Origin of the sequence: Methanolobus sp., from assembly GCF_016278365.1 — an archaeon.
In the GTDB taxonomy this organism is placed as follows: Archaea; Halobacteriota; Methanosarcinia; order Methanosarcinales; family Methanosarcinaceae; genus Methanolobus.
The window spans coordinates 30919-43242 of sequence record NZ_JADQBZ010000007.1 but is presented as its reverse complement, the minus strand read 5'-3'; the positions used below and the strand labels follow the sequence as shown (position 1 = coordinate 43242).

The following is a 12324-nucleotide window of genomic DNA, read 5'->3' as shown; positions in this document are numbered from 1 at the left end:
ATGAGACAGATAGCTTTAAGAATGGGAGTGCTGGCCCTTCTTGTATGCCTCTGCAGCCTTGCAAATGCAGAATCGTTTACCGATGATGGCGGTGTCGAGTGGCTTGAGACAGGAAACTATACGCTTTACTGGGGAGAAGAAGTCAATGCCAGCGGCTACATGATAAAAGCTGCTGACTTTTCACCTTCCAAAGCATTCGATACAGATAGTGATTATGTGATGCTGACGGTACTGAGCGACCGTTCCGAATCATGGCAAACGATTCTTGCCGTGAACAATTCCAACATCCCTGACAATTATATATTTGGAGACCGGCTCAACATCACTGCACTGAGCGTTGTTACGGGTAACAATATCCCGGTGCCCTACACGAACATTACTGTATTTCTTTCAAATGTATCCCAGACCCCGACAGTTGTCATTGAGAAGATAGATAAGACAATTATTGTGGAAGAGAACCGGGCAAAAGAAGTATACATGGATGAGCGGGCTCACTTTGAGATAAAGGTCCGAAACCTCAGGGTTGTTCCTACAACGATACAACTTATCCAGGAAATCCCGGGCGGCCTGGTATTTGATCCCGATATCGATATGGACTGGAACTCCACTATTGCTGCTAACGGACAGAAGTCCTATAGCTACTCCCTTAAGGCTCTCAGGCCTGGTACTTATAATTTCACCGGTACGCAGGTGCTGGTCAGTATGGACGATAGAATTTACAAGAAAACGTTCCACGATACACAGCTTATTGTTCATGGCCCTTATATAAACCTTACCAAATCCCATTCTGCCGAAAATGTGCAGGTGAATGATGTTATCCAGATACAGGTAAGTGCTGTTAATGAAGGCGATCGGGCTGCCTATGTGTCAGTCTCTGATGAGATCGCCACAGGAGCTGTGCTTGTGGGAGGCACTATAAGTAGCAGTAAGATCCTGCACCCGTCTGAAAATATCACCCTTACATACTCACTGCGGATGGATAAGGCCGGAAGTGTTGTGATGCCGTCGGCAAAAGCTACTTTTACGGATCCCCGGGACTATGAGGACACTGTTAATTCAAGACGATATATGCTATATGTAGCAGATGAATATGGGCAGGATGGATATGAACAGGATGGGTACTACGATGATATTTCCCCGGAAGATGCATCATATGATAGCATAAATGCGGAGCAGCCTGCAGTTGTGAAAGAGGACCATGGGATATTCCGGATATTCTATGATCTTGCGGATGCTGTCAAGCAGTTCATATCAAACTTAAGGCAAAAGTAAAATACATAATAGCGCTTTCCTTTACTATAAATGAACAGATCAAAAACAGCAAGCGGGATAAAACGCATATATTCCGACATGAACAGGACCCTTATCCTGACACACGGGGATTCTGACGGTGTCTGCTCCGGTGCTATTGCCAAGAGTGCCTACCCTGATGCAGATGTGTATTTTACTTCTCCGGTAGGTATACTTGATGAACTGAAGATGGCGGATGGATACAGGAATATAATCATCTGTGATATTGCTATTGATGTCAGGTCATCCACCAAACTGTATAAACGTCTTGAAAAGCTTGCCCGAAATGCCAGCATAACATATATTGACCATCATCCTCTGCCGGATAAGTACTGGGATGTCGAGTGGATGCATAACGACCTTAACATGTGCTCTTCAGAGCTGACATATAAGGTGTTGGAGGACCGGCTGAACAGTGACATGCGCAGAGTGGCAATATATGGCGCCATCGGTGACTATTACGATAATACTCCTTCTATCAGGGAATGGTTGCAGGACTGGGATAAAAGAAGCCTTTTCTTCCAGGCAGGCACGCTCATACAGGCTCTTATTCATATGGGCCGCAATTACGATTTCAAACGAAAAATGCTTCATCCCCTTTCCCAAGACATGATCCCCACCGAGATCCCGGGTGTACTTGAGATAGCGAGGGAAGGTGCGCGATTTGAAGAAGCCTTGCGCCTCAGAGTGAAAAAAGATGTTGTGTCCCTTCAGAACATGGCATATGTCATCGATGCGAAAGGATATATGTCAAAATCTGCGATTTACGCAGCATCGTATGGAATGCGCGGGGTGGGCATAGCTGCCGAGTATCGCAACCATAAAGATGTATATGATATGAGCCTAAGGTCAAGAGAAAATATCGACCTGAACAGGTTGCTAAAAACTATCGCACTCAAGCATGGAGGTACAGGCGGAGGTCACGCCGCAGCAGCAGGAGCAAGAATCCCGGCGGCTTCTTTTGTGCAATTCCTGCAGGATATGGATGTTGCGATAGGAAAAGAAATACTTAAGGTTCAAGTGTGAGTTATAATGGCTAAGAGTGAAGATCTTACTGAAGGAGTGAATTTTGAGATCATATTTGTCGGCAGGTCCAATGTGGGTAAATCCTCTCTCATCAGGGAGGTCACAGGGCAGAGAGTAAAGGTAGGTAAACGCCCCGGCGTTACACTGAAACCTACACAGATACGCTTTTCAGACCTTCTCCTGACAGATATGCCTGGTTTCGGGTTCATGAGCGGTATTAAGGAGCGCAAGCAGGACATCGTAAAGGACCAGATAGTGCGCTACATAGAAAAAGGAGCCGGGCGAATCCGTATGGCTGTAATGGTTGTCGATGGTCCTGTTTTTGTGGAAGTTGTGGACCGCTGGGAGTCAAGGAACGAGGTTCCGATAGATATTGAGATGTACGACTTCCTGAAGGAGCTTGATATCGATACTGTTGTAGCTGTCAATAAAATGGACAAAGTAAAAGAAGAAGAGCAGAACACTGTCCTTGATGACATCGCGAACAAGCTTGGAATGCTGCCTCCCTGGAGACAATGGATAGACATTATCGCACCCATCAGTGCAAAGCAGGGCAAGATCAAGCCCCTGAACTCCATTATCAGGCAGCGCCTGCATTCTGAGAAGAGGGATGATCTGTACAAGTACTTCTGATCTTATCTTACACGAAAAGTAGCTCCAAGGCCGGTTGCTATCTTTTCACATTTTTCTATATCAATATCAGGCATACCCACAACCGTCATCTGAGTTCTCATGCCTGCTTTTACAGATTCTTTTGTAAACTCCAGGAGAGATGCATATGCATTGTTGAATGCAGGGTGGCAAAGCTGATCATATTTCTCCCCGGATTCGGCATTAAGGCTGACAGAGACAGATTCCATACCTGCCACTTTTAGTTCTGCGACGACATCCCTTTCAGGATACATGAGTTTGGCATGACCGTTGGTATCCAGACGCACCCGTTTACCTTTTTCATGGAGCCACCTGGTTACCTCAAGAAGAGTATCAAGCCTGCATGTCGGCTCTCCAAATCCAGTGAACACGACCTCCTTGTATCGTCTCAAATCCCTGCCCTCAAGCTCCTCTATGATATCATCGTAAGTAGGCTCCGCTGATAACCAGAGACTATAACCATAAACGCCGTCACACATATCCCGAAGACAGAAACTGCATTTTGCGGTACACCTGTTAGTTATATTAAGATAGAGATTCCCGTGAGCTTCATAACCAATGGTCCCTCCGGTGAAGCGGCTTTCTTTGTTCCCGTTAGTTAATTTATTATTCTCCGACATACTTATTCTCCTGCTTCTCATTCCAGAGGCCTTCACTAACTATCCCGTACTTCTTTACATTACCAAGGATATTTTTGAGAAAATACATCCAGGCTGTGAACCCTGCTTCAAGTTTCACTTGTTCCCTGCAGTACCAGTCACCTTCATAATCATCCAGATCATCCAGCAAACTGTCGGTGATGTCATAAACCTCCCCATATATCGGGGATACACTCTGCTCTTTGATCACACCGGGAAAGCGATGCAGGTCAACCATAGCAAAGTGATCCTTGGTGCGGGTCTTGCAGATTAAAGTCGAGCCCTCTATCAGATCATGCCTTGAGAACCCTTTTTTCAGTGAGCCGTAAACAAATATATACATATTCAGTCAAGACCTATATTAAGTTTCAAAAGGCTCTTTCTGACAGGAGCGGGAAGTTGTCCGCACTGGATGGCCTTCATATGTTCCGGTGAGATCATTCTTATAGCGGCGCTCATGAGCTTATCCGAGAGCATGAGCTTATCCATGAGCTTGCGCGCATATACCGAGGTCCTTATTTCCATTCCCATCTGCTCCCTCCAGCGCCTGTCGTATTCTATGAGACTGCACCTGCCTTCTAGGTGATCAGCGGCCGTTTCACCTGCAAGCTTGCCACCGACCATTGCAGTGGATATGCCGCCTCCGTTGGTGGCGATGAGATGTCCTGCGGCATCTCCTGCTATGATTGTATCGTTGGTGGCTGTAATCTTCGGCGCACCACCAACGGGTACAAGGCCGGCAACAACGGATAATATGGACGCGTCTTCAAGCCTTTTGCTTGCAAGGGGGTGCTCATGCATGAACTTGTCAAGGTAGTCTCTTGCACACATTCCCTGACCGAACATTGCTTCGCGAATGCCGACACCTATATTGGCCGTGTCCTCCCCCTGGGAGATGATCCAGGCATAACCTCCGGGCACATATTCCTTTCCGAAATACATTTCCACGGCTTCCCTGTCCGTATCTGCGCCGCTGATCTCATACTCGAATGCTGTGCCAGTGCCCATAGGGTCGGCACCCCTTAGCATATTGTTAGCTTTTGCAACGACTGAGTTCGGCCCGTCTGCTCCGATGATGATCTTACCTGTGACGACGAATTCCCCAAAGACTCCGTCCATTATAAGTTCAGTGCCTCTTACTTCCGTGACGTTGGTCCCGACAAGCAGATGTGCACCGGCTTTTGCAGCCTGCCTTGCGAGATGCTTGTCAAAGCGCCTCCTGTCGATAGCGTCAGCAGTAACGTGAAATCCCTTTGAGTAACCGTCAGGAGCTATGAAACGCTGGTAAGAGGTGGTAGCATGGATGCAGTTAGAGGGTATTTCTTCGAGGGTGAAGGGTAATTCCGCATTGGGGACCAGTTCATGCAGGGTCTCATAGTGGGGCAGGAAGCCTCCGCACTGGAGAGGCGTTCCAATATCCTTCTTTTTATCCAGGAGGAGCACAGACATGCCTCTTTGGGCTGCATACATGGCTGCCGTGGAACCTGCCGGTCCGGCGCCAACAACTATTATATCATACGAATCATCAGGCATCATATTATGTCCGTTGTTTTTACTGGGAGCTCGCTGGAATATATCACATCGATCTTTGTGAAGCGGGGTACCTGTAAGCTCCCATGGATTATGCTTATCACAAACCACATTCAATAAGATATAACTAACTATTGGCTCTGTAGGACGCTCAGAATAAATACAGATCGAATAATATAATCATAGGGGACATATATTTGAATTAGAATGCAGGTTTCTGTAGAGCCTGAGTATTATATATTTAAGTAACTGCGAGTGACTATTAGTTAGAATAATTGCATACTTATATGAGAGACAATATGGTTTACCAACGCAAGGCAAATGTATGGATAGTGCGCGCGGGATACTGCGGCCACCAGGAAAAGGATTGTTTCGAGAGAGGAGTGCTTTCCCTGGACCTGAACCTGCACCTTCTGGAGCAGTTTGGCCAGGAGTTCATGGAACTGAGGGACACACCTGCTGATCACAAGAAACACTTCTACTTGGGGGAGCAATACAGAGATTTTGATGACAAGTTCAGGAAGGAATTCGAGGAGGCCACCAAGGACCTTGACTTCTCTTCAGAGCGCCCTGAAGTGGTCAGGAAGATGCAGGGACTTAACAGGAAACTGAAGAACTTCAATGAGGAATTGAAGCACTTTGACGAGACCATGGATAAGTTCGATAACTTTGAAAAACGTGAGCAGATCAAGGAGATGATCATTGCAAAACTGTCCGGGCTTGACGAGTCAGTTCTTGATGTATGGTCTGAGGACATTTTCAATTTTACAATGGGCATGAGGCTGAATGATATCGTGGTGTTACCCCTGGAATCCGAAGGGCTTGCCGGAGTGGGAAAAGTGAGGGAATTCTATAAGTTCAGGAACAATTTCGGATACCTGAGTCATTACAGGCGGATGTGGTGGGCTGACGATAAGGTTCCGCTCTCAAGTTTCTGCCCGGAGTTTGCCAAGATGCTGGAGTCGAAATTCTCCGTGATACATATAGAAGGCAGTTGCAGGGATTCAATAATGGAAATCGTCTCAGGAAGTACTTTTTGAGAGGAACAGACAATAATCAGATTTAAAAGCCTGCTCACACCTTTATAAAATCCTTTATTTTATTTATCCCATTGATTTCTTTACGGTCATTCGCACTTTTAAACACTCATGGCGATATTCCCAAAGAAACAGAACTTATGCTCCGGGTTATCCATTTCAGGTTTTAGGATATCAAGACCTGCGTCCATGATCTTTGAAGCCGCAAATATCTGCATAAGTGTGATTTTGTCTTCCTCGAACATATCTCCGATCTCCTTCATGCCGGCCACAAATCCTTTTTCGATGAATGTCACAGGATCAAGGCCTGCTTCAAGCGCCTCCCTTGCAGCATGTTCAGCTTCTTCCATGTCAAGGCTTACTACGGCATGTTTTGCCATACTGATAATATCCTGGCCGGTCAATTGTGAAGTTTGCATATTATAACAACCTTTTATTATATATTAAATCTGATAATATTCATACGTATATAATTCTTTTGGTGCCCTGGTTTTATATTTAGAATATTATTTAAAATAGCGCGTATAGAGATAATCACCTATCCAATATCCCACCAGACCGACCAGCAAGGTGCCCGGAGCAAAAACCCAGGCAGCATTCCCTCTTGACATAAAATACAGATTGATTATAACCAGGTATGAGAGTGAAAACACAATAAAACATATGATCTGAAAATAAACTTTACTTATAGCCATACATAACCCCTCTCTTTCCGGAACATTTAATTCTCATTCTTCGCCTTCTTCAATTTAAGGAGAAGAATGATCATATTTATTCGTGTCGTCCGAAAAATATGAGTTTCTGCAAGAGCTGAACACCTCACACTAAAGGATGTTCTGAGAAACCGTTTTAAATAATACACTTGTTAGGCACTATCATAAATAACACTATAGATAAACATCATACCTCGTGAAAATGACCGCTAGTGATAATATTTACAAATACTGCCAGCCACCGGAAATACTGGCTCCTGCAGGCGATACTGAAGCCCTGCTTGGTGCAATAAAGGGAGCAGCTGATGCTGTATACCTTGGGGTAGAGGATTTTAATGCAAGAAAGGGGGCAAAGAACTTCAGGTTGGACGAACTGGAAGAAGCAATAGATCTTGCGCATTCCAGAGGCGTTAAGGTTTTCCTGGCACTGAACATCCCTGTCAAGCAGAAAGAACTACAGAATGCGCTTGATGTTGTCGATAAGGCATATTCCTATGGGATCGATGCCATCATAATTGAGGACCTGGGACTGATGAAGATGCTAAGCAGCACCTATCCCGATCTTCCATTACATGCAAGCACCCAGATGACCATCCATAACCTGGAGGGAGTGGCCTTTGCTGAAGAGGCAGGTGCATCCAGGGTCATACTCTCAAGAGAGCTTACTGTGGAACAGGTCAAAGATATCGTTGACAGGAGCAACATTGATATTGAACTCTTCGTCCACGGGGCTCTGTGCTATTCCTACTCAGGCAGATGCCTCTTCAGCAGTTTCCTCAGCGACCGAAGTGCAAACAGGGGGGCCTGCACGCAGCCGTGCCGCAGGCAGTATCATCTGATGATCGACGGAGAGGAGGCAGGCAGGGGATTAATAGGTGAATATCCCATAAGCTGTGCCGAACTTTGCACTCTTCCCGAACTTGCCAGTATAGTCAGGACCGGCATAAAAAGCCTGAAAATAGAAGGGCGGATGAAAAAACCGGAATATGTGACCGCAAGTTCTGAAGCCTATAAGACGGCAGTCGAGAGGATATGCAGGACCGGCAGTAATCTCAGTTCCCAGGAAATTGAGGCTTATGAGACGGATCTTGCAAAACTGTTTTACAGAGGCTTTACAAAGGGTTTTGTTTTAGGACAGAAGGATGTCACACACCAGAAATACAGTTCAAGTTATGGTCTTACTCTTGGCAGGGTAAAGGAGATATCCCGGTCAAAACACCATGCAGGCCTGAAAATAAAACTCCTGCAGGACATCAATGACAAGGACGGGATCGGAATACTCACCAGCATGAGAATGCTCGGTTGCAGGGTCGACTTCATCACTTCCGGAGGGGAAAGGGTTGAAAAGGCCTCAAAAGGCGAAGAGGTTATTCTTGAGATCAGCCCCAAGACTGGCAAGGCTGTCCGGCCACAGGATGAAGTATTTCTTTCAACCGACAACAGGCTCATCGACAACATCCGGAAAAAGAAGCTACGGACTATCCCGATTGTTATCAGGGTATTTGCCCGCCTTGGAGAAAAGCTCAGGATAGAGATGGAAGAAAACAGAAACTCTGTATCCTTCACAGATGATTTTGTTGTCCTGGAGGCGATAAGCTCTCCGACTACTGGTGAACAGATATCGCGGGCTATGGAAAAACTTGGTGACACACCCTATCATCCAGGCTCTGTCGAAGTTGTATCAGATGAGAACATCTTCATACCTGTTGGTGTCCTTACTAATGCAAGGAGGCAGGCAGTGTCACTTCTCCAGGAAGCGGTTCTGATGTCATATAAGAGAGAGAGGAAACAGCCTGCTGCAGATGGATGTGCGATCCGGGAACCTGGAAAGCAAAACATAAAGCCTGCAGATATCGCATTTGCAAAAACCAGAAAACGACTTCTTTTGAGCGCTGATGTCAGCAGCACCGAATCACTGTTTGCTGCTGTGAATGCCGGTGCTGATATCATTTATATACCTATTGAGATGTTCAGTGAACTGACAGAGGCTCAGAACAGCCTGCATATCGGTGAGATACGGGCAAAGGGAACAGAGATAGTCTTTGTCACTCCCCAGGTGGCTTTCGATCATGAGCTTGAGGCCCTGAAAAAGCTGATGGAAGATGTGCACCGGGCAAAATTCACGGTAGCATGCTCAAATCCCGGCACCGTGAGAGTTGCAGTGCAGATGGGAATATCGTTTGTGGCCCAGAGGGAGCTGAATATATTCAATAATGAGACAGCTTCTGCTTATTTTGAATCGGGGGCCCGAAGGGTCACACTTTCCACTGAACTGAACCTGGAGGAGATAAAGGACATTTCCTCAGCGGCCGGAAAGGAAGGAGAGCAGCATCAGTTAGAATTGCTTGCATATGGCAGGGAGTTGCTTCTTATAACAGAGAACGATCTTTTAAAGCCCCTTGTTGACAGAAAGATCCTTGAACAGGGCAGCAACGTATCACTTGAAGATAACAAAGGAGAGAATTTCCCTGTAAAGCGCACGGGAAGACGCACTTTGATCTATCATTCAAAGGTGCTTGATATGCGTGAACATCTGGAGAGCCTGAGAGACAGCGGCATAGGCGTGCTCAGACTTTACCTGTCCATGAATAGCAAAAAAGAGATAAGGGAAACAATACGAGCTTACAGGAGTGGACTGGAGGGGAAAAGCTGCAGGCCACTTTCCAGGAGCGAGTATACCACACAGGGACATTACTTTGATGGTGTGCTCTGAGAAACCATCCTGTTCTTATGTGGTCGCAGTAATGTTCCCAATTCCTAATGATCAACAGCAAAATTAGATCTTATGCACAGAATTACTTTTTTTGAAGCATTAGGATTAAAATATTTACCCCAAGATATATAAAAACATTCAAATAATGATGAACACCTATATTTAAAGGGGGAGTAGGTAGCAGAAAGTAGCTTGGCTTATATTTAAGCAGCCAGCCATTCCATTAGAACGGATCTGGAGCTTATTGTATAGTCATCTGGAGCTTCCATCATAGCATGCCAAAAAAGTATGCTAAAAAAAGGCAGGATGATTCCGCAGAGCAAAAATGCTTTTCTGCCTCTTTCCGTTATGTGCGATCAGGAGATTGCTCGTGCTATCGTATTCGATCTAAGTGGCAACACTGGGAATTCGAAAAGTTCCATCATACAACTGAAGAGGACAAGATCATGGAGAAAGGGAAAGTAAATGAAAATAGCAAAAACGAGCAACTTGAACAGTTCAGTGAGGATAAGGAACGGGAGTTCCTGACTACCAATCAGGGACTCAGGGTCGAAAATACAGACATATCGCTCAAAACGGGAGAAAGGGGACCAACTCTGCTTGAGGATTTTCACTTTAGAGAAAAGCTGACACATTTTGATCACGAGCGTATACCTGAGAGGGTAGTTCATGCAAGGGGTTCCGCAGCGCATGGGTTTTTTCAGGTGTATGAACCCCTGGCGGAGTATACTTCCGCAAAGTTCCTCCAGGACCCTTCTAAGAAGACACCTGTATTTGTCAGATTCTCTACAGTTGTTGGTTTCAGGGGTTCAGCTGATACTGTAAGAGATGTGCGAGGCTTTGCAACTAAGTTCTATACTGAAGAGGGCAATTATGACATAGTGGGTAACAATATCCCGGTCTTTTTCATCCAGGATGCCATGAAGTTCCCGGACCTTGTTCACTCCATCAAGCCTGAACAGGATAATCAGATACCACAGGCCTCAGCGGCTCACGATACTTTCTGGGATTTCGTGGCGCAGCATCCGGAGAATGCTCATATGATAATGTGGCTGCTCTCAGACCGCGGTATCCCGAGAAGTTACAGGATGATGCAGGGATTTGGTGTCAACACATTCCGTTTTGTCAATGCACAGGGTAAGGGCAGGTTCATTAAGTTCCACTGGCGGCCAATGCTTGGTATCCATTCAATGGTGTGGGACGAGGCACAGAAAACAGGAGGGAAGGATCCTGACTTCCACAGACGTGACCTGTGGGAAGCCATTGAGATGGGACACTATCCCGAATATGAACTGGGTGTGCAGCTCCTTGAAGAAGAGGATGAGTTCAACTTTGACTTCGATATCCTTGACCCGACAAAGATCTGGCCGGAAGAGGATGTGCCTATCAAGTGGATCGGTAAGATGACACTTAACCGCAATCCGGATAATTTCTTTGCGGAAACGGAACAGGTTGCGTTCTGTCCTGCGAACATAGTTCCGGGTATAGATTTCTCCAACGACCCCCTATTGCAGGGCAGGCTGTTTTCCTACCTTGATACGCAGCTGATACGTCTTGGTGGTCCTAATTTCCATGAGATACCTATCAACAGGCCTCTTGCACCCATCAGTAACAACCAGCGGGAAGGCTACAACCGCATGACCATCAACAAAGGCAAGGGAAGCTACTTCCCCAACTCGGTTGCCCAAGGCCTGCCAAAACCTGCATCTGCAGAGGAAGGGGCATTCGTGCACTATGCAGAGAAGGTGGAAGGCCGGAAGATCCGTGCCAGGAGCGAGAAGTTCAAGGACTTCTACAGCCAGGCCAAGCTCTTCTGGAACAGCATGTCAGAGCCTGAGAAGATGCATATCATAAGGGCATTCCATTTTGAGGTGGGGAAGGTCAAAGACCGCAGTATCAGGCAAGGTATTGTGGACATGTTCAATAATGTTGATGGGGACCTTGCTATTGAAATAGCAAAAGGTGTTGCTGCGGATGCGCCTAAAATGAAGGGCGGCTCTCCTGTGACAAAGAAATCAAGGAATGTCAGCCAGGAACTGAGCGAGCATACACGCAAGGACTCGGTCAAGAGCAGAAAGGTCGCAATTCTTGCTGCTGACGGGTACAACTATGCAGAGATAGAGAGCGTCAAGAAGGCCCTGATGGGTGCAGGAGCACAGGCCGATCTCATTTCAAAGTTCAGGAAGATGCTTAAAAATTCCGATGGGAAGGAAATGGAGGTCGACAAGAATTTTGAAGGTGCAGCTTCCGTAATGTACGACGCTGTATATATCCCCGGAGGTCAGGAGAGCATAAACACCCTCAGGATGCAGGGAGATGCTATCCACTTCATCAATGAGGTTTTCAAACACTGCAAGCCTATCGGAGCGACAGGCGACGGCGTGGATCTGCTCGCAGCTTCCAGCATAATGGGAGTTAACCTTGCAGAGCCCGGTTCCGCTGTTGTGACAGACAGGGGCGTTGTAACGGTCCGTAACTCCGGCGGGAGTAACGCGTTCAATGAATCCTTTATAGCTGCAATGAAAGAGCACCGCCACTGGGACCGTGAAAAGAAGATGGAAGTCCCGGCGTGAGTTTGTGAGGGGGCAAGCCTGCATTCTTTTTCCGGCGTTGCTCCCGCGCATTTTCCTGTCCCGGATGACCGCAAGCCCTGAGGTTTTGAAAAGGGTTTACTGCAGGATACTTCCTGAACAGAGTCGCGATCTCCTTCTCAAAATCAGGTGATG

Annotated in this window: 10 protein-coding genes; 6 read left to right on the top strand and 4 right to left on the bottom strand. The window is 46.5% G+C overall.

The genetic code is table 11. The features are described from left to right. Genes QZZ22_RS07680 through engB form a run of 3 tightly spaced genes read left to right on the top strand, consistent with a single transcriptional unit; the run spans position 1 to position 2949 of the window. Positions 1-1272 carry a hypothetical protein gene (locus QZZ22_RS07680; protein WP_292463844.1) on the top strand — a complete coding sequence of 424 codons (1272 nt, stop codon included), beginning with the start codon at positions 1-3 and terminating at the stop codon, positions 1270-1272. Positions 1273-1302: 30 nt separating this feature from the next. Continuing rightward, positions 1303-2316, top strand: coding sequence for a DHHA1 domain-containing protein (locus QZZ22_RS07675; RefSeq protein WP_292463843.1), 1014 nt, complete (start codon positions 1303-1305; stop codon positions 2314-2316). A gap of 6 nt (positions 2317-2322) precedes the next feature. Further along, positions 2323-2949 (top strand): GTP-binding protein EngB, encoded by a 627-nt coding sequence (gene engB, locus QZZ22_RS07670; protein ID WP_292463841.1) that lies wholly within the window; start codon positions 2323-2325, stop codon positions 2947-2949. A 2-nt stretch (positions 2950-2951) separates the two neighbouring features. Here engB and QZZ22_RS07665 read toward each other — a convergent pair whose 3' ends face one another. The 3 genes from QZZ22_RS07665 to QZZ22_RS07655 are packed head-to-tail and all read right to left on the bottom strand — an operon-like array spanning position 2952 to position 5141. After that, positions 2952-3587 carry a TatD family nuclease-associated radical SAM protein gene (locus QZZ22_RS07665; protein WP_292463839.1) on the bottom strand — a complete coding sequence of 212 codons (636 nt, stop codon included), beginning with the start codon at positions 3585-3587 and terminating at the stop codon, positions 2952-2954. After that, on the bottom strand, positions 3574-3948 hold the full coding sequence (locus tag QZZ22_RS07660; protein ID WP_292463837.1) for a gamma-glutamylcyclotransferase family protein: 375 nt from the start codon (positions 3946-3948) through the stop codon (positions 3574-3576). Before QZZ22_RS07660 ends, QZZ22_RS07665 begins: the two co-directional genes overlap by 14 nt. A 2-nt stretch (positions 3949-3950) precedes the next feature. After that, positions 3951-5141 (bottom strand): NAD(P)/FAD-dependent oxidoreductase, encoded by a 1191-nt coding sequence (locus QZZ22_RS07655; protein ID WP_292464096.1) that lies wholly within the window; start codon positions 5139-5141, stop codon positions 3951-3953. Positions 5142-5434: 293 nt separating this feature from the next. Here QZZ22_RS07655 and QZZ22_RS07650 point away from each other — a divergent pair, with 293 nt between their 5' ends. Further along, entirely contained in the window at positions 5435-6175 is a 741-nt protein-coding gene (locus QZZ22_RS07650; RefSeq protein WP_292463835.1) for a hypothetical protein, read from the top strand. A gap of 98 nt (positions 6176-6273) precedes the next feature. Here the strand turns inward: QZZ22_RS07650 and QZZ22_RS07645 are convergent, their stop codons facing one another. Continuing rightward, positions 6274-6591 (bottom strand): B12-binding domain-containing protein, encoded by a 318-nt coding sequence (locus QZZ22_RS07645; protein WP_292463833.1) that lies wholly within the window; start codon positions 6589-6591, stop codon positions 6274-6276. A 496-nt stretch (positions 6592-7087) separates the two neighbouring features. On the opposite strand from QZZ22_RS07645, the gene QZZ22_RS07640 reads away from it, so the two are divergent. Both QZZ22_RS07640 and QZZ22_RS07635 read left to right on the top strand, forming a co-directional pair. Then, positions 7088-9598, top strand: a complete 2511-nt coding sequence (locus QZZ22_RS07640) for a U32 family peptidase (RefSeq protein ID WP_292463832.1) — start codon at positions 7088-7090, stop codon at positions 9596-9598. A 446-nt stretch (positions 9599-10044) separates the two neighbouring features. Continuing rightward, a complete protein-coding gene (locus QZZ22_RS07635) occupies positions 10045-12171 on the top strand; it encodes a catalase (RefSeq protein WP_292463831.1) in 2127 nt (708 codons plus the stop codon). Positions 12172-12324 lie beyond the last annotated feature (153 nt).

What these genes read in the sequence shown, in the direction of transcription:
- QZZ22_RS07680 (WP_292463844.1), top strand. Translation starts at nt 1, where the DNA reads ATGAGACAGATAGCTTTAAGAATGGGAGTGCTGGCCCTTCTTGTATGC.
- engB (WP_292463841.1), top strand. Translation starts at nt 2,323, where the DNA reads ATGGCTAAGAGTGAAGATCTTACTGAAGGAGTGAATTTTGAGATCATA.
- QZZ22_RS07645 (WP_292463833.1), bottom strand. Translation starts at nt 6,591, where the DNA reads ATGCAAACTTCACAATTGACCGGCCAGGATATTATCAGTATGGCAAAA.
- QZZ22_RS07635 (WP_292463831.1), top strand. Translation starts at nt 10,045, where the DNA reads ATGGAGAAAGGGAAAGTAAATGAAAATAGCAAAAACGAGCAACTTGAA.
- QZZ22_RS07675 (WP_292463843.1), top strand. Translation starts at nt 1,303, where the DNA reads ATGAACAGATCAAAAACAGCAAGCGGGATAAAACGCATATATTCCGAC.
- QZZ22_RS07660 (WP_292463837.1), bottom strand. Translation starts at nt 3,948, where the DNA reads ATGTATATATTTGTTTACGGCTCACTGAAAAAAGGGTTCTCAAGGCAT.
- QZZ22_RS07650 (WP_292463835.1), top strand. Translation starts at nt 5,435, where the DNA reads ATGGTTTACCAACGCAAGGCAAATGTATGGATAGTGCGCGCGGGATAC.
- QZZ22_RS07665 (WP_292463839.1), bottom strand. Translation starts at nt 3,587, where the DNA reads ATGTCGGAGAATAATAAATTAACTAACGGGAACAAAGAAAGCCGCTTC.
- QZZ22_RS07655 (WP_292464096.1), bottom strand. Translation starts at nt 5,141, where the DNA reads ATGATGCCTGATGATTCGTATGATATAATAGTTGTTGGCGCCGGACCG.
- QZZ22_RS07640 (WP_292463832.1), top strand. Translation starts at nt 7,088, where the DNA reads ATGACCGCTAGTGATAATATTTACAAATACTGCCAGCCACCGGAAATA.